Origin of the sequence: Rubinisphaera italica (assembly GCF_007859715.1) — a bacterium.
Lineage (GTDB): Bacteria > Planctomycetota > Planctomycetia > Planctomycetales > Planctomycetaceae > Rubinisphaera > Rubinisphaera italica.
Window position 1 is genome coordinate 2,940,446 of sequence record NZ_SJPG01000001.1, and the last position, 19,284, is coordinate 2,959,729.

Genomic DNA, 19,284 nt, shown 5'->3' on the forward strand with positions numbered 1-19,284 from the left:
CTTCCGCCTCACCTGGCATCATCAATAAATTTAAGCTGGACTTGATCTCGTTTAGCAGTTTTGTTCAACGAGCGTTCCCTCATCGACAGGTCGGGAATTGTCGGTCGCAGTTTCCATATTGTACTTCTCATTCACAGACTGCTTACGTCCCTTGACCCCAAAGCTGGAAACACGGTTCAGCACACCATTGAGAGTGAGTTCGTCGACCCCGAACGCATACTCTTGCGCAGTCAGTTCAATCCCCAGTTTCGACTTCGAGGCTGCTTTGAGTCGGTCAGAGAGTTGCCCGGCTTCAGAACGATTCGTCTCGGGAAGGAGCAGCAGGAACTTATTATCCATACGGACGATTAAATCGTGCGACTTCGTTTCCATGCTCAGAAACTGGCTCAGACACGAAGTGACATATTCCTCTTCGATATTCTGAATTAACTGACGCAGCATCTTTTCCAAAGGCTGTTGCGAAGGCGAGGCAGCTGAAAGGGCCAGAAAAGTGAGGGGACGCTCATGTCTTCGTGCCCGGCGAATTTCTTCAAGCAACTTCGGCTCTGCTTCTTTGATCCCTGGAACCGAATTAGAACTGTAGGTCATCAGAAGTTGATCCGTGGAAAGTGCGAATTCATCAATTCCCTGTCCAATTTGACGACACAGAAACATTGTGAGCACGACTGCTGCGACTTCCGCCAATGTCAGGTATAAGGATTCCAGTTGTATCTCGTATCCGAGAATACTTTTCACAATGACCAACGCCAGAATAAAACTTGCACTGACGAGTCCGAACGCCGAGTTTCTGGCAAACTTCGAAATTAACATGCATACTCCGCTCAGAGTTGCCAACCCATAGACGAACGAAGCAATATTGATGGTAGGAAAGAGTCGTTCGATATTGAACAGGATAAACAGCCAGCAAATTGTGCTGATAATCCAGAAGCGATGTGCCTGCATTCGATTCACCTGAAAATATCAAGACCGGTCAATGTGACCTTAGTATGCACCTTTTGACCGAAAGACGGCTGCAACGGTGCGAAAAATCAGTTGGAGATCAAAGTATAGGTTACGTTTTCTGATGTACTCGATATCGAGTCTGAGGCGATCATCAAAATCGACATCACTTCTCCCACTCACCTGCCAGAGTCCGGTTATGCCCGGCTTCACTTCCAGTCGTTCAGTATGCCAGAGCGTGTACGTCGTGGCAGCAAATGAAGTTGGCCGCGGCCCGACCAGGCTCATGTCTCCGCAGAGAACATTGAAGATCTGAGGCAGCTCATCCAGGCTCGTTTTTCGCAGAAATCTACCCACACGTAGAACTCTGGGATCGTTGCTCATTTTGAAATCGGGCCAGGTCAATTCGTTCAGGTGCATCAAAGACTTTTTCATCTCCTCAGCATTCTTCGACATGGTTCTCAGTTTGAACATCTTGAATCGGCGACCGAATTGGCCAGTCCGCTGTTGAAAAAAGAAAATCTGCCCTGGGTCTTCAATAAATATGGCCAGCCCAGAAATCATAATGACGGGCAGAACAAATGGGAGCAGTAAAAGACAGATTGTGACATCAAAGATCCGTTTCGTAATTTCGTAAACAGGATTCCTCAAAGCCTTTCTCGACGATTTCAGAGACTGCATATTTTTGGTTACGCGAGGGTAATCGACTGGTTTCATAGTGACTGACATCAGTTGACGACCTTTGGAGAGATGACAGAGGAACTCATCATCCTCAGTAGATTTTGTGACATACACTTTTTGTGAATCCGTACGAAAGAAACGTGCGATACTGCGATTCAAAGAGCAAACACTTTTAAGTGCAAACGATATGCCGTTAGTGAAGTTGGGAACAGAAGGCCATTCCTTCAGAACAACCGTTACTTTCTGAACAGACATGTTGTTTTCATTCGACTTGATTGAATCCCAGACGACACAGAACCGCACAATCGAACCTTACGGCAAATCCCTTATAATCTGCAGGCTAGATCATGGCTGACAAATTGTCATCAAATTCATCATTGAGTGAATTTCTCGACTGGAAACTGTTCCGCAAATATTGGTATCTGGTAGGCCTGTCAACATTGTTTGCAGTCAGCCTGGCCGTTGCATATCTGGCTGTGACAAAGCCGATTTATGAAGCTCAGGTGAGAATTGTCGTTCAGAATTTAGGATTGGGTTTGGAAAGCACCAATCTCGCCAAAACTTATGACAAAGAATTTCTGGCCACTCAATCCGAAGTGATTCGTAGTCCTGCAACATTGACACGCTCTCTCGAAGAACTGCCTGAACTTACAGATCCGGCCAAGCCGAAGACTCAAAGCGAACAAGTCGGCTCGATTGCAGAGGCCCTTCGAGTCAATCCGCTCGCCAAAACCGACATCATCAAATTGACCTATCAGCACTCCGACCCTCAACAGGCCACTGCGCGGCTCGAATCGATTATTAAGTGTTATCAAAATCATTTGCGTGAACTGGAAAAATCGTCGGCGTCTCGTTCGGTCGTCTTGCTGGAGCAACGCAAAGCCGAACTCGAACAGGACATCGCACAACTCCAGCAAGATTTGAAGTTGATCAGTACAAACACCAGTTCCGAGAGTCCAGAAGTGGATACTCAATCCAATTCCATGATGGAAGTTTTAACTCGACGGTTAATCGAAATCCAATCGGAAATTGCTTCCCTCACCGTGCAATTGGATCTATTGCAGGAATCCCGTAATTCCGGCAGATCACAGGTTCATTCGACGAATTCCATCGTTCTCAAAGAAGTCGAACGAAATCTCAATGCAGGTCGAACCGACCTCGCAGAAGCATCTCAAATTTATGGGCCCTCGCATCCTCAACGTTTATCGATTGAAGAACGCGTACGCATGCTGGAGTCTGCTCATACGAACGAATCGGCTGTTCTGCAAGTTGAATTACAGGCTTCACTGAAGCAATTCCAGAAAGAAGAAGAAGCCCTGCGAGAACTGATCCGTGCGGAAAATCAACGTTTAAAAACTGCTCACAATATTCAGGGAGACGAAGTGCAGATTCAGGCGAAACTTGCTCAGGTAAGTGAACTGCATGCCTCCATTGCTGAAACGCTGCAGTCGATGAAGCTGGCCAATCAATCGTTGGCTAATGGGGACGGATCGATCGTCGTCAGCTTGCTGGATGAATTTGTCGTTCCTCAGGAATCAATCTGGCCGAAGCCTGTCCCTGTACTTGTTATCAGTATTGTGATGGGAATCATGGCGGGAGTTGCGTGTTTACTTTGTCTGGCGGCTTACTCTCAAAATTCTCCCAAGACATCCATTGACAATCGAGCTCAAGCGGATGATTCCGTTCAGGCGGATCTTCTAGGGCAGATCCATGCTTTGCGTCGCGAAATTCAGGATATGAAGAATCCTGCAGAGCAGTCGACTCGCCAGAAAACGTATGCCGGAGAGGAACAGGGATGAATAATCCTCAGATATCGTCCGACGATTCCTCAACTTGCAATACGGACTCTTCGTCTCGTAAACAAATTCGCGGTTCAACGGTTCTGCTGGCTGGACGGGGCTGCTCGTTGCTGCTCAATCTGTTGACGCAGGTTGTCATTATTCGCGCGCTCTCAAAAACATCTTATGGTGAATTGGCATACGTCATTTCAATCGTCGAGCTGCTATCGATCGCAGCTGTACTCTGTATGGATAAAACGTTTTCGCGATACGGAGCCATCTATCACGAGCAAAACGATCAAGGTCGATTTGCAGGATCTTTAATTCTGGCGATCTGTGCACCGATTTCACTGGGCATTGTCCTCATTGCTCTTGTATGGATACTTGCTCTTTTCTTCCCAGGCTCCATCCCGCTGGATGCAACAACCTGGCCATTAATGTTACTTGTGGTATTTCTAACTCCTGGCAACGGTATTGCCAGTGTTTCACTTTCATTGCTGACAATTCTTAAAGGTGCCCGGGCAGTTTTCTTCAGAAAGCATTTCGTGGGGCCGCTGCTGAAATTAATTCTGGTGGGTGCCGTTTGCCTCTGGCAAGCTGGCCCTATTGAAATTGCATGGGCGATGGTCATCTCTGGTGGAGTCATTTTACTGATCGATTTGTGGTTGGTTGGGAAAATGGTAGCCGAGGAAGGTTTGTTATCAAATCGCGTCAAACGCGAACTGAAATTCCCGGTTCGGGAGCTCATTCGTTATGGCTTTCCAACTTTGATTTCCGATGTCGCATTTCAAATGCGGGGTGTCATTCTTGTTGTCCTGCTGGGATGGCTGGCCACGGCCGATTCAGCGGCTTCGTATCGGGCATCGCTCTCGCTGGTTCGTGTCAACGAACTGGTGATCCTGAACTTCATGGTAATGTTTGTGCCTCTGGCCTCCCGACTGTTTTCAGCCGGTGAAACAAAGAAGCTGCTGGAAATGCACCGCAGTACCAGCTTATGGATTATGACGTTGAGCTTTCCTGTTTTTGCGGCAAGTGTGGCACTCTCCCGACCTGGAATTCAGTTGCTGTACGGAGATGCGTATCTCGATGTTACTCTCCTCATCGTGATTCTTTCCGCTGCCTACTTTGTTCAAGCATCATATGGATTTAATGGCCTGTTGCTCAGAGTCCTCGGGCACATGAACGCCATTCTCATAATCGAATTGACGACAGCTGCAGTCACTTTGATCCTGGCCTGCTTTATGATTTCACATTGGGGAGCAGTCGGCGCAGCTGGTGCAGCTGCGGTTGGAGTCTGTTTTCAATGCTCGTTGAAAGCGTTGGCGGTCAGGCGTCATGTTCACGAGATGAATGGGTTTGGTTCATTCGTACCCAAGTTCATCACGACCTGTATCGCATTGTGTGTTTTATGTCTGTCTTACCTGTTTAATCTGGGTTGGGTGACAGGAACGATGGTCGTACTGCTCAGCTCCTGGATCGTCCTCTGTGTCAATCGTAAGCATCTCCAGTTCGATCGTAACTTCCCGGAATTGAAGAAAGTCAGGATTTTGAATCGCTTATTAGGAATCGATGCAGAAAAGAAACCCGAGCCTCATCAAAGTTCGTACCGACTTGCTTATATGATGTCTCGCTTTCCAAAGTTAACGGAAACATTCGTGCTCCGCGAAATGATTGAAATGGAGAAGCTGGGAATTGATGTTTCGGTTTATCCGCTCCAACGCGAAAAAACAAAATTTGTACATCCGGAAGCGAAAAAATATGTCGATCGAGCCATCTTCACTCCCTGGTTGAGCATTTCGATTTTATTCAGCTGCCTCAAAGCATTCTGCACAAAGCCATTCCTATTATTCAGCACGTTTTTTGCCCTGATCAAAGAAAACAGGAAGAGTAGAAGATTTCTGATGGGAGCGATTCTGTTCTTTCCGAAATCGATCTACCTGGCACAACGCATGGAACGCGAGAAGATCGATCATCTGCACGCCCACTTTGCATCTCATCCTGCGATGGTCGCCTGGGTTATTCATCGACTGAGCGGAATCCCATTCAGTTTCACCGCTCATGGTTCAGATCTCCATCGGGATCAAAGCATGCTTCAGAAAAAAGTCGAAGCCGCTGCGGCAACGATTACGATTTCCGATTACAATAGAAAACTGATTATCAATCATTGCGGCGAGCAATTTGCCGAACGAATCCATGTGATTCACTGCGGAATAGATCCTGATATTTTTACACCTCAATTGGAACCGACAGATTACGAGCAGGGCCTTGGCCCCTTTCAAATGATCTGTATCGGAACGCTGCATGAGGTGAAAGGTCAATTCCAACTGATCGAAGCCTGTAAGCGTCTGCATGACGATGCCTTCGAATTCACCTGCCATTTAATAGGAGATGGGCCGGATCGAAAATCACTTGAAGAATTTGTGAGGCAGTTGGGTTTGCAAAATCGTGTTGTTTTCCATGGACGAAAGACGTCTCATGAAATTCAACAGCTGCTAAAACAGATCGATGTGATCATTGCTCCGAGTGTTCCCACTGCAGATGGACGCCGTGAAGGAATTCCTGTCGTGTTAATGGAAGGGATGGCCTCTCATATTCCTGCCATCGCCAGTGATCTTTCAGGAATACCAGAACTGGTTAAGCACAATCAAACCGGTCTACTGGTTCCACCTCACGATACAACAGGACTCGCCGAAGCCATCCTGACACTGGCTTCCGATCATACCCTTCGTAATCGCTTGACAGCGCAGGGGTATCAATTTGTTCGTGAAGAATTTGATGTCGCCATCAACTCCGGGAAACTTCTGCATGTCATTCTTCCAGACCATAAATTGGCAAATGAGTTCATCGAACAATCGACCGAAGAAGACACACATCAACCCTCTCGATATCAATCTCAGGAGATGCCTGTATGACACCTCTGGAAATGACCTTTCTCGTCTGCTTATTCGTAATTGGTTATGCCTACCTGGGATTTCCTCTACTGACATTCCTACGAAGTCTCGTCGTACGGAAAACATTTCAATGCGAAGAGATCACCCCTGCGGTGAGCCTGATTATCTGCTGTTATAATGAAGAGGCAGGTATTGAAGAGAAGATGAAGAACGTTCTTGAGTTGGATTATCCAGCCGAGAAACTTCAGGTGCTGGTGGCCTCGGATGGTTCGACTGACCGAACGAATGAAATTGTCGCGGGTTATCAGAATAATCAAATCAAACTGCTGAAACTTCCACGGGCAGGTAAGGCACGCTCTTTGAATGCAGCCGTGCACCAGGCCAACGGAGACATTCTAGTCTTTTCCGATGCAAACAGCATGTACGCTGCTGACTCCATTCGAGAGTTGGTCAAGCCTTTTGCAGATTTGTCGATTGGTGGCGTCGCAGGCAATCAGGTTTATAGTAAGAATTATGACGACGGAGCCGCGGCTTCCGGCGAACAAAGTTACTGGAACTTCGATCGTTGGATGAAAATCTGGCAATCTCGTTCCGGGCATGTGATTTCAGCAACAGGTGCCATCTATGCGATTCGACGGTTCCTGTTTCAACCGGTTCCCGAAGGCGTGACAGATGATTTTGTTACTTCTACTCGCGTCATTGCTCAGGGATATCGCCTGATTTTCAACCCTCAAGCCATCTGCAGAGAGCCCGCAGCTGGGGCGGTCAAAGCGGAATTGGGGCGCAAAACCAGAGTTACAACTCGCGGATTGCGAGCAGTCTGGTGCATGAGAACGTTACTAAATCCCTTCAAGTATGGATTTTATTCATTCCAACTGTTCTCGCACAAATTACTACGCAGGCTGGTTGTACTTCCAATCCTGGCGCTCGGCATAATCACTCCACTTCTGTGGAATCAGGGGTGGATATATCAAGCGGCGACGATATTGGAAATTTTATTTATTGGTCTGGCTGTAGCCGGTTGTGTCGCTTCGATGACCAGGAGAAAGCCTCCTAGGTTGATGTCGCTTCCATTCTATTTCTGCATGATCAATGTCGCCGTATTAATGGCAATCATGAATTTATTACGCGGCCATCAGGTCACTCTCTGGAACCCGCATCGTGGCGGATTGACAACTCCCACGAGTTAATTTTCAGGCCACATTGAGATTTCACTTTTCGCTCTATTTAGAATTTCCAATGAGTACATTCCAACAGACAACACCATTCGACACGAAAACCGGCTTCATCGTCGGCTTAGTCGCAATTGTCTCCATCGGAATGGGTGGGTTGCTCTTAATCTCCCCGAAATTGGCGGCTGGATTATTTATTGCGGTCATTGCTGCCGCTTTGATCTGGCGGTCCGTGAACGTCGCAACCTATCTAGTCTTTTTTTGTGTATATTCCAACCTCGCAGCAGTCGCAGTGAGATTCCATGGTGTTCCAGCAATAGCTGCCCATGCTGTTGTGGGGTTACTGATTATTCCCCTGTTGTATTTTATCGTACTGCGTCGTCAGCCGATTATTCTCGGACGCTCGTTTATATGGATCGCCCTCCTCACGCTCTCTCAGTTTCTGGGGGCATTATTTGCTAAGCAGCCTCAATTGGCGTGGGTTGAATTCAATTCCTTTCTACTGGAAGGCCTGCTGCTCTATCTTCTCGTCGTCAATGTCATTCGAGATAAATCAACGTTAAGAAATGTTACATGGTCGTTACTGGTTGCGGGATTAATCTCGGGGGGGATTCCACTGTTCCAGCAGTTGAGTGGGACGTTTGAAAACAATTACGGTGGACTGGCTCAAACCGGTGATGAACCTGGCTTCACCACAGACGATGATGAAGTCGAACAAATGAGACTTTCCGGTCCCATTGGCGAAAAAAACCGTTACGCGCAGATTATGCTCATGCTGGTTCCACTCGCGTTATTCCGTATCCGTGACGAACGAGGTCTTTTACGATTGCTAGCCACGATAGCCCTCCTTTGTGCAGTCTCTGGCGTCTTTCTGGCATTTTCAAGAAGCACAATTTTGTGTGCAGGGTTTATTATTGTTCTGGCAGCCATCTTAAGGCACGTCAATCGATTCAAAGTTGCAGTGGTTGGTGCCCTTCTCTTTGCGGGTTTAATGGCGACCCCCCAGTATCGCACACGTCTTTCGAGTCTGTTGGATCTGAAATCTTTATTGATGTCAGGAAAACATTCCGAAGCGGATGGCGCTCTCAAGGGACGAGCCACGGAAATGGGAGCAGCTTTACTTGTGTTTCGGGATCATCCTCTGATTGGAGTTGGACCTGGTCAGTTCAAATACTATTCGCGGGAATATGGAGAACGAATCGGCATCCGTGCGCTTGATCCAGAACGACAGGCCCATTGTTTACCATTGGATGTTGCTGCCGAGAATGGTCTACTCGGGTTGACAGGACTGCTGGGGCTTTTCGTAACACTTGGAGTCGGGTTGTATCGTCAAACAGAAGAAGACGTTGGCGAACTCTCTGGTCTGAAAATGGCAGTATTCTACATGTTGCTGGTTTATGGCATTACTGGATTGTTTCTGCACTTTGCCTACATTCGTTACTTCTGGTTGATGGTCGGAATAGCCGAAGCGAGTCTGAGAATTAAATCGCTCAATCCCTCGATGATAAAAATGCCCATTTCCGATTCGCCTAAGTTTGAGCATGAGGGTATTTGATGGAAGTTCAACTAAAACATCCCGACAATTTATCAGAGCAGGAACTCTCCCTGTGGCGATCACTCACGCATCAACCACAATTCTCTTCACCATTCTTACACCCTGCTTACACTCAGTCCATTGCGAAATTTCGACGCCAGATCGAGGTGGCAGTCTTTACAGAAGATAGCCAGCCTACTGGATATTTGCCCTTTGAAAGACATGACGGAAAAGTTGGAAGACCCCTGGGCATCAAACTCGCAGATTTTCAGGGTTGTATTTCACAAGAACCGATTCAATTCGATCAACCGGGATTGCTCAAGCGATTGAATCTCTCACAGATTCATTTTGATCATCTTGTCCATGCAGAAATTCCAACAGAATCCATTCTCAGTCAAAGCGATTCCCCCTACATGGATCTGAGTCACGGTTATCAGGAATATCTGACCGCACGACGTGAATCGGGGAATCGATCCTTGTCCCAGGTCCTTCGTAAAGAACGCAAAATGGAACGTGAAGTTGGGCCGATCACGTTTCAATGGCAGGACATGGACGAACATGCGATGCATTCACTATTCGAATGGAAGTCGGCCCAACGGCAAGCCACAAACACAGCAGATATTCTGGAATTTGAGTGGGTGAAGAACTTTCTGAAACATCTCCATCAAACTGAACAATCAGGAATGAATGGGGCACTCTCGACACTGCGAATCCATGATCGTGTTGTGGCGGTTCATTTCGGGATGTTCACGAATAATTGCCTGCATTATTGGTTCCCTACATACGATTACGAATTTCACAAATACTCACCCGGCTTGATTCTCCTGCTCCGAATGGCAGAGCAATGTGCCGAGTTGGGGATTTCGCGACTCGATCTGGGCAAAGGAAACGATTCCTATAAAGACAGTCTCGCGAGTGGTGCGGTTTCAGTAGCAGAGGCGTGTTATGACCGCAGTTCAACCAGAAGGTTTATCCGTCGTTCTTTACTTCACGCAAAACAGTGGGTGAAACAATCACGTTTCAAATCGACTTTGCAGAAACCGAAAAAACTGATACGCCAGTGGCAAAATAAATCCACAATGGGGGCCTCATGATTACTTATTTCAATTATCCAATTCAAGAATTCCCCCATGGCTACTGGGAACGCTGGAGCGATATTCTGGATGAACATCCTGAATTAAACACACCTTTCCTGCGTCCAGAATTCACTCAACTCGTTGCATTGGCACGCGATGATGTCGAGATCGCAGTCATTGATGAGGATGGAATCCCCGTTGGATTCTTTCCGTATCAGCGGCACAACCACGTTGCAAATTCACCAGTTGGACGACTCTCTGAATCTCACGGAGCCATCATCGATCCCCAAATCGAGTGGAATCCCATTGAGATGTTTAAAGCCTGCGGGATTCAATCCTGGCATTTCGATCATCTTCCTGTAAGCCAGACTACCTTTTCCCGCTATCAATGGGGAACGAAGTTAAGTCCCTATGTCAACCTCTCCCAGGGTTACGAACAGTATCGCATTGAACAGCGAGCCAAGGGATCTTTCCTGTCCCAGTCAGAAAGAAAACTTCGCAAGCTGGAACGCGAGCAGGGTGAACTTCGATTTGAGTGGCACAGTACAGATCCCCATGTGCTGCAAAAACTGATCGAATGGAAATGGGCTCAGCACCGTCGAACAAACGTGCTCGAGATCTTTCAGCACCAGTGGGTTCAGGATTTATTGAGAACATTTGCTGAATCTCACTTTGAGAAGTTTTCTGCTCCTCTTAGTGCCATGTATGCAGGCGATCAGCTTGTTGCGGTTCATCTTGGATTGATGTCTCCGACAAACTTGCATCTCTGGTTTCCTGCATACGATATGGAATTCCAGAAATACTCTCCCGGTATCTCTCACATGCTCAAACTGTTCGAGGCTGGTTGCGAGAGAGGAATCACGCGAGTCGATTTTGGCCCAGGTTCCGAGAGATACAAGCAGGATCTCAAATCAAACGATGCAACCATTGCAGAAGGGATGGTGAATCGGAACGGACTAGTATCCAGGTCACGTGGATTATGGTATCAAACGAAAAAATCCCTACGAAATTCACAATACAGTACCGTTCTGGAAAAGCCACTGGATATGACAAAGCAATTCCGACAATGGCTGGCGTTTCGATAAATGGCAGCCTTGTTGTTTGTCACAACGGTCTGATATTTTCTGCCTGAGTTCCCAGTGATCAGAGAGTTTAACAATTGGAACTTGGCTGATCACTCAATCGTCTGCAGTGTTCAGGAAATCGGTCTCGAATTTCAGTACGTACTAACCCATTTTTTAAGACCGTGCGTCTCTGAAAGTCTCTGCCGGTCCAGCGAGATTATTTTCGAAAAGTAGATGGTTAAGTTGATGTTGACTGCACTATCGATTGATCATCAACATTCTAAATGTCTGATTAGAAAAGGTCGTTGCGGAGTGAGTAAAATGTCGTTGGTATTGCTAATCAGTCGTTGAAATATGATATTGAAATCAAATAGGCCCGGAATCATCACCCCGTTTACGGGGCAGGCCAAAGCCACCACTTATAGCAGTGGTCGATTACTATGTACTCAACAAATTTAAGTGAAATAATTCATAATGAGTTCCGATGTCACACCTGCAACTCAATCGGCTGACTTCAAAACCGTTTTGACTCCTCTGGATCCGCATAATGAAGCCACTCGCATAGAATCGAACTCAACTGCCAAACATTTAACACGTCAGCATGAACGAGATTTAGCTTTTGCTTTGTCGGCTATTGAGACTGGGCATCTCACTCAAAAGCAAATCGCCGGATTAGTAAAAGACTGGACGATTCATGGTGATTTGTCACTTTCTGAACATCTCACCGCTAAAGCAGCACTCACTCCTGAAGAGTGCCTGGCACTGGAAGAGTTGGCCGAACAGAAACTTCAACGCAGCCAATCGCGTGCAAGGAGCGACCAAAACTCTTCTTCTCTTTCGCCGAAAGAATTGTTGATCAAGCATCTTGATCAAAATGGAAAGATTGCGGAGTGTCTTGGATTGAGCTTCAGTGCGGTTGACGATCTCGATTCGCCAACGAGAGTAACCAACTCCGAATTTCGACTATTGAAAAAGTTGGGCCAGGGAGGTCTTGGGATTGTCTGGCTTGCTCGCGACGAAAATCTGAAGCGTCTTGTGGCGATCAAGGAAATCCTGCGTAGCAGTCATGAGAACTCCCCAGAGGTTCGAAGATTTCGTCGGGAGGCAGAAATCACAGGACGACTCGAACATCCCAGCATCGTTCCCATTCATCAATTCGGTACCGATCAGCAAAGCGAACAACCATTTTATGTAATGCGTTACATTGGTAAGCGAACTCTTGAAAATGCGATCGATGAATTTCACGAAAGACGACTTGCCGGACAGAAAGATCACCTGCAACTGCACTACCTGCTGACATCGTTTGTTTCAATCTGTCAGGCCATCGCGTATGCACATTCAAAAAATGTGATCCATCGTGATCTGAAGCCGGAAAACGTCGTACTCGACAGCTACGGACAGGTCATCGTACTCGATTGGGGACTGGCAAAACTTACTGGAGAACTCGACCTTATCGAGAGTTGTGAAAACTTTCTAAATTCAGGATATAACTTAAGTGAGCAGACGCAGGACGGACAGATTCTCGGTACGCCAATGTACATGTCCCCGGAACAGGCGACAGGTCGATTGGACGACATTAACGAGACGACGGATGTGTACGGTCTGGGCGCAATATTATTCTCCATTTTGACCGGTTTTGCCCCGCACGATCGAATTCAGGGAAACGTCAGTTCGAGAAGTACGATGTCTGAACTGCTGCGTTCAATCGTAAGTCAGGAACCACCTGCTGCGAGCAGTCTCAATCCGGATACACCACCGGAACTCGAAGCGATTTGTTCCAAAGCTCTCTCTGTTAAATCCTATAATAGATATCAGTCCGCTGCTGAGCTGGCTGAGGAAATTCAACGTTGGATGGCGGGGGAGCCGGTGAGTGCGTATATCGAACCCTGGAAAACTCGTACCGCCCGTTGGATCGGCAATCATCGCCTGCTTTCACAAATCTGCGCAGCCTTGCTGACGATCCTTGTAGTGAGTGGTGTCACCTTTGGGATCGCGACACGAAACACAATGGAAGTCGAGCGTCATGCTCGATTCGAAGCTTTAAAGTCACAGTCACATCAATTGGTGTCGAAAGTTGAATCTCGAAGTGAAGAGTTGGTCAAGAATGTCAGATTCATGTCGACCCTACCTCCGATTGAAGGTATTATTCAGGCACGTTCAGAAGACAAACCGGAAGAGGCAGAATCAGAGGAAATCTGGGTCAAACGACTGCAGAGTATTTATATGGGTTTATTAGAAGCCAACCCACAATACCTCTCTGTTTCTTTTTGGGTCATCGATCCGGAAAATAGCGAGCAGAGCACAATACCGCTTGTCCGAGTAGAACGTAGACGGGCTCTCGGAAGTCGGGTACACATTGTTCCAACTGCAAGATTGCAACCCGTCACAGAGACGCCTGTTCTCAGAACGATTCGGAGCATGCAACCTGAAGACGTTTATCAGGAAGAAATCACCCAACAGGAAATCAATGGGGTCCCGTCCACCTCTAGCAGCGTGATCATTAGTGGAACTCCAGTTTATGATCAAAAAACGGGAACTCTCTTTGGGATCGTTACTATTGAAATCGACCTTGAAACAGGACTACGCGCTTTACTGGAAGGATTCGTTCAGCAGGGGCAGCATGCATATGTGATCAACAGTAGCCAACGCATCTTATTGTACCTTGATCCGCAAGGACAATTTCAGGTGGCAACCCGAGGAATGAGTAGTGAAGTCCTGCCTGCGGATATTCAGAAATACCTGCAGAATGACAATGCCCCTGACATGTTTACCGATGGGAACCTTGTTGTGGCTCAGAAAATTCGATTAAACGATACTCCCAATAGCAAATGGCTCTGTTTTCTTCTCATCTCAGAATGAGAATCACTAATAATAGGTATAAACTCATGCCATAAAACTTAAAGTCTGGGAGAAAGTGTTTCACTGAGTTGTTTGAGGTTCGTACGAAATGAGCAGGCAGATTCAGACTAACTTACGAGGCTCATCCGGTACAATGAATGTGAACTGTGATCCAGAATACGATAGAAAGTAAATAGCATAGTTGATGAGAAATACCAGATCACGGGAGAAGGCTTAGGCTCCGATTCTTTCCCTTATTTGAAGCTGGGGTAGAGGCTTGAGGTGAATTCAGTTTTGAATCGCCTTCGGTGATTTGATAGATAAGATTGATTTGCAGATCATTTAATTTTTCTGAAACTCCACTCGGCCAGAGAATTTCTGCTTCGAGGATTTGCTCTGATGTCCCCAGTCCAAAAGTCACCGGCAATTCAACCTGAGAGAGATAACTTCTTGTTGGCATTACGCGCCGTACTTGAGTCTCCATTTCCGTCTTAATTTTCACGACGGCTCCAATTGCATTTCGGTTGGAATCGGTTCCAGTCAGTTCGAATCGAATCCAGTTGTTAGCCAATTCCTGATTATTGCGTAGCAAGCGGGGAGAATTCCCGGTTGTCGTGACTAAAATATCGAGATCACCATCGAGATCGATATCCGCATAACTTGCTCCTCGCCCAACCAATCTTTTCGAAAATTCTTTCCCCGTCTTCTCTGATCTTAAAGGCACAAATTCAGAAATCGCATCAGGTCCACAGTTCCAGAACAACTGTGGAGGCTGTTCATAAAACTGACTCGATTGAACTTTATTGATGTCCTCTTCAAGATGACCATTCGCGGTCATCAAATCGAGCCTTCCATCGAGATCGGCGTCGAAAAAGAAGATACCAAAGGTCAGCTCCAGTCGAGTCATAGGCCCCAGTCCATTAGAAATCGCCTCATCATTAAATTGCAAACTCTTTTCTGGAGAAACATACAGAGCCGTCATTTCATTGGCAAAATTTCCGATCGCGATTCCGATCTCCTCATTATTCCGAAATCGACTACTATCGATGCCCATCGCTCCCCTGGCATTCCCATTGGAATCGTAAGCGACACCAGAGACGATGGAAATCTCAGAAAATGTTCCATCCTGTTGATTGTGAAATAAGAAATTCTGCACGGTATCGTTAGAAACAAAAATGTCCAGAAAGCCATCGCCATCGAAATCATCAAATGTCACACCCAGGGACTTCCCAAGCGGTTTCCCTGTCGTGGAATTCGTAATCTGAATTCCTGCTTCCCGACTGACATCCCGAAATTGCCCCTTGCCTTCATTGTGATATAGAACGGAAAAAGAACCCGGAAAATACTGAGGACGTCCATAAGCCCGCTCATTACCAATCAGTTGAAAATTCTGATTCGCATCGGACTCACGTGACCATTGCAAATAATTACAGACGAATAAATCGAGTCGTCCATCATGATCGTAATCAAACCAGCCTGCCGATGTGCTCCAGTCTTCATCCCCACCATTGACTCCACTGAATTCGGTAACATCTTCAAATGCAGCTCCGGTGTTTCTCAGCAATTTATTGGAGCCAACCGCTGTGATGTAAACATCGGTATTGCCATCGTTGTCATAATCACCACAGGCAACACCCATTCCATAAAGTTCCAGATTGATATTCCACTCCTCGGCTGCTTCCGTGAAACGGCCAGTCCCATCATTCAGGTATAACTCTGTTCGAGCTGGCATTTCCTCCGGGGAATTCTTCCATGCTTTGGAATTGATGAGGAGAATATCCTGGTCGCCATCGTTGTCGCAATCAAAAAATGCGCAACCTCCTCCCATTGTTTCAGGAAGGAGTTTCTCTCCGTTTGCTCCGTTTTCATGTCGAAAATGAATTCCGGCTTCTTCTGTAATATCCTGAAACGGTATCTTCGGAATTTCCGATTCCTGGCGATCTCGCAATTCCGGCATCTCAATGATTGAAGTTCGAGTAACTTCCTCTGGAATCTCCGGCCAGACAAAATAAGCAACGATCCCGGCGATCACCATCAAGACGAACATGGAAACGACAGAATAGGTAAAGGCCTGACCGATGATAGCATCATCGGCTTCATCAACTTCAGTGTCAGGAACTATTTCGTTTGGATTTGTCATTTTAGAACAGGAATTTCTATCAACACTAAACCGAATTATTCACAATCAACCAGAAGTCATTCAAGCTTGTACTCTTTTCAATGCTTGATTTCACCAATGAATTACTCGCATTGTATTGATACTAATATTGACAATTAAATATTTAATTTCAGAACAGTGAACACGTCAGTCAGTCTTCGGAGATTCAGTATAGGATTTTGTTTCCTCACGTTGCAGATCGTAAATCACAACAGGTTCCGAGGCATGATTTGCGGCCGGATATTTTGCACGGGCTGCTGCAATCGCACGGTCTTTAGCATTATCGTCCGGTTTATACTTCGTATGTAAGATCATATGTTCTTCTGAACGTTTAATATCTCCAAGTTGTGCATACACCAGTTGCAAACCGTAGTGAGAGGTCACGTTTTCCGGATCGAGCAATAATGCTTTTTGGAATTCATCTCGGCTCTTCCTGAGATACTCTTCGCGAATAGATCGACGCTCCTCACCGCGGTTTCGCTTTGCCATGTCAAAATACGTTTGTGCCAGTTCATTGATCACCGTGTAGTCCTGACTGAAATCAAAGCCACGTTCAATCATTTCTGGCGTTCTATCGTAGAGTGCACTTTCCAGATTTGTTATAGCTTCCTCCAAATAACCTTGCTGGCGGTTTACGATTCCGCTCATCCAGGCCAATGTCCAGTTGGGAGCTTTCGGATTGGCAGCTGTTGACGCTCTAGCCACAGCTGCGACGGCTTCATCGAGTCGCCCCTCATTAAAATAGACACGTGCCAGGTTAAGCGGGCCATCGTAACGTCCGCTGGCTTCCACATTCTCAAAGGCTTGAGCCGCCTGCCGTAATTCTACCTTGCCTTTGAGTAACATCCCAATTCCGTAATCATTCCAACGTTGCCAGGTGGGAATGGAAGATTCCTGTTCAGGTATCGGACTCTCCAGACCTGCAACAGGGATTACGATTCGATCTTCGGCCAAAGTAATGATCGGTAGCGGATTCAAATACTCCTCGCCGGGCTCTTTGCCTCGCAGCGGTGCATCTTCCGGTTTCAGGCTCTTGGAAATAATGTCCATATAAGTTGAATCGAATTTGCGATAATGCAATCTGGCGATGACTTCGATCGGTTGTTCGACATCTTCGGGAACATCAATGCGATAATGAACAGACTGAGCCGTCCCGGGACCAATTTGATGACTGTAAAGTGGCGTGAAAATATCCTGAGCATTTCGCCGATCAATTCGGTTACCTTCCCGATCGAGCATAAATGTATTCACAAAATGTGACCACGGATCGACACGACGTTTTTCATCCAACCCACCACTGTGACCGATAATTCGATCGCCACTTTTCACAACGATTTCGATCCAGATTTCATTGGAGTCCGTCGTGCCCTGGGTGAAATGGTGTCCCAATTCCCGTAGCGTTCGAATAACCATTTCGATCAGATAACTGTTTCCCGGCTCAAGTTCAGGAACAGTAGGACGCAGTGGTGCAATCAAATTGGCATCGACTGAAGTTCCTTCACGAATGCCAAACAGATCCAGACGAATGACATCCTTTTTCATAAACTCTTGATGAGCACGAATGATTTCCGGATTATCCTTAAGCCAAGCGAGGCCAGTATTTGCTCCCACAAACAGATGATCATGAATTTTCAACAGATTGCTCTCATCAAAGAGAGCCGCTCCAAAATCATTTGAAGCTTTCAATGGCATGTGGCAACGATTGCAATTCTGATCCGCAATCGGAGGATAATAAAAGCTGCGGATATTGTGCCCGGAAATACCACTTTGAAAGAATGAGTCGTAATGATTCTGTCCCCGCAAAAATTCTTTATATTTGGTCAGTTCAATAGGCAGGCTGACTTTATGACAGGTTGAACAGAATTCCGTCGATTGGTGCAGTGGCTTGAGGAACGTTTTCTTATGAAACTCAGGCTTGGCTTTGACGAGTTGCTTATTGACCCACTGTAATAGTTCGTTCTCACTGAATGCGAACGGATAATGAACGGGTTCATCAATCACAAAATCAGCATTACCGCGAACACTGGGGATCTCTGTAATCGCATGGCAGGTGGTACAAGTGATTCCTGCCTGCGAAGTCGCATGATTCACATCATCAAATTGGGGATCGTCAAATGCGCCACTGAAAAATGGGACAGGATCGTGACATCCTGCGCACCAGCGAGAAGCCTGTACTGATTGATCCCGTTCAAAAGCGACTCGGCGGGTTTCTCGGATACTGACCAGATAAGCAGGATTATTAAATGAACTGAAATGATGAGCGCTCTTTTCCCAGCCTTTGTGGGCATCGGCATGGCATTCTTTGCAGTATTCATCATTCATCAATGTCTTGGCAGGAATGAAATTCCCGGAAGATGTTCGAGCTAACGAGGGTTCGAAATACTGAGTCCCACTTTCCGGTCTGGCAACCTGCCAGGTACGCGGGTCCTGAAAATGCAGGGCGATCATCCCGGCAATCAGCGCCAGTGTTGCGATACCGAAGCGCGCCCCAGAATTCCAGCGAAATTTCGGACCAACCAGTCGGTGCATCCAGTACAGCCACAATATCATCAGTGGAGTCCCAACGTGAAGCCAATAGATCGCTAAGCGAGACAGCGGATGCTTCAACTCAAAGACGCCTGAGACACGGACAAGTAGCAGACCACTCACGAATAGTAAAAGCACGATACCAGTTAATGCATATCCGACACGAACGGCTCGTCGGTTTTTGCGATTCCTGGTATTGCTCCAGTGATAACCAACAAACAAACCGACTGGAACCAGCAGAATGAGCCCAAGCAGAATATGGCAAAGAAACATTACCTGATAAAAGTAGTTCTGAAGGATTTCATTTTGAAACCATTCCAGAAATGTCACACCCGCCAGATAAATCGAATTTGCGACAATCAGAACACATAGGGCCAGGACAAAATGGTAAAGCTTCCGCAATGGTTTACCAATTGCAGGACGATTCCTGGGATTAGTAGTATTCTGATCAGGCATAAGAGTAATGAATCGAGTGGAAAATGAAATATTGCAAGCAGATGCATGGATAATCACTTATATCAAATGCAAACAGTTGGAAACAAGCCTCGGTTCCCTCCGGCACAATGAATACGATATGTGGTCCATAATTCAATAGAAAGAAAATAGAGTAAATTACATCCGAGGCAA

Annotated in this window: 11 protein-coding genes; 7 read left to right on the forward strand and 4 right to left on the reverse strand. The window is 46.5% G+C overall.

Annotated features, from left to right (window positions below; all coding sequences use genetic code 11):
• Positions 1–51: 51 nt before the first annotated feature.
• Both Pan54_RS10990 and Pan54_RS10995 read right to left on the reverse strand, forming a co-directional pair.
• Entirely contained in the window at positions 52–942 is an 891-nt protein-coding gene (locus Pan54_RS10990; RefSeq protein WP_146503529.1) for a hypothetical protein, read from the reverse strand.
• A 39-nt stretch (positions 943–981) separates the two neighbouring features.
• Entirely contained in the window at positions 982–1,875 is an 894-nt protein-coding gene (locus Pan54_RS10995; RefSeq protein ID WP_207310109.1) for a sugar transferase, read from the reverse strand.
• A gap of 92 nt (positions 1,876–1,967) precedes the next feature.
• On the opposite strand from Pan54_RS10995, the gene Pan54_RS11000 reads away from it, so the two are divergent.
• The 7 genes from Pan54_RS11000 (at position 1,968) to Pan54_RS11030 (ending at position 13,994) form a co-directional block, all read left to right on the forward strand.
• Positions 1,968–3,419, forward strand: coding sequence for a GumC family protein (locus tag Pan54_RS11000; RefSeq protein WP_146503530.1), 1,452 nt, complete (start codon positions 1,968–1,970; stop codon positions 3,417–3,419).
• Complete coding sequence (locus Pan54_RS11005; RefSeq protein WP_146503531.1) at positions 3,416–6,310, forward strand: glycosyltransferase; 2,895 nt, start codon at positions 3,416–3,418, stop codon at positions 6,308–6,310. Before Pan54_RS11000 ends, Pan54_RS11005 begins: the two co-directional genes overlap by 4 nt.
• Complete coding sequence (locus Pan54_RS11010; RefSeq protein ID WP_146503532.1) at positions 6,307–7,479, forward strand: glycosyltransferase family 2 protein; 1,173 nt, start codon at positions 6,307–6,309, stop codon at positions 7,477–7,479. The genes Pan54_RS11005 and Pan54_RS11010 overlap by 4 nt, the downstream gene beginning before the upstream one ends.
• 49 nt (positions 7,480–7,528) lie before the next feature.
• On the forward strand, positions 7,529–9,016 hold the full coding sequence (locus Pan54_RS11015; RefSeq protein WP_146503533.1) for an O-antigen ligase family protein: 1,488 nt from the start codon (positions 7,529–7,531) through the stop codon (positions 9,014–9,016).
• A complete protein-coding gene (locus Pan54_RS11020; protein WP_146503534.1) occupies positions 9,016–10,089 on the forward strand; it encodes a GNAT family N-acetyltransferase in 1,074 nt (357 codons plus the stop codon). The genes Pan54_RS11015 and Pan54_RS11020 overlap by 1 nt, the downstream gene beginning before the upstream one ends.
• Positions 10,086–11,156: a GNAT family N-acetyltransferase gene (locus tag Pan54_RS11025; RefSeq protein ID WP_146503535.1), complete on the forward strand. Its 1,071-nt coding sequence runs from the start codon at positions 10,086–10,088 to the stop codon at positions 11,154–11,156. Before Pan54_RS11020 ends, Pan54_RS11025 begins: the two co-directional genes overlap by 4 nt.
• A 453-nt stretch (positions 11,157–11,609) precedes the next feature.
• The gene (locus tag Pan54_RS11030) at positions 11,610–13,994 is read left to right on the forward strand and encodes a serine/threonine-protein kinase (protein WP_146503536.1); all 2,385 of its coding nucleotides are present in this window, start codon (positions 11,610–11,612) and stop codon (positions 13,992–13,994) included.
• Positions 13,995–14,193: 199 nt separating this feature from the next.
• Here Pan54_RS11030 and Pan54_RS11035 read toward each other — a convergent pair whose 3' ends face one another.
• On the reverse strand, positions 14,194–16,113 hold the full coding sequence (locus Pan54_RS11035) for a CRTAC1 family protein (RefSeq protein ID WP_146503537.1): 1,920 nt from the start codon (positions 16,111–16,113) through the stop codon (positions 14,194–14,196).
• Positions 16,114–16,278: 165 nt separating this feature from the next.
• Positions 16,279–19,113 (reverse strand): multiheme c-type cytochrome, encoded by a 2,835-nt coding sequence (locus tag Pan54_RS11040; RefSeq protein ID WP_146503538.1) that lies wholly within the window; start codon positions 19,111–19,113, stop codon positions 16,279–16,281.
• Between the last annotated feature and the right edge of the window lie 171 nt (positions 19,114–19,284).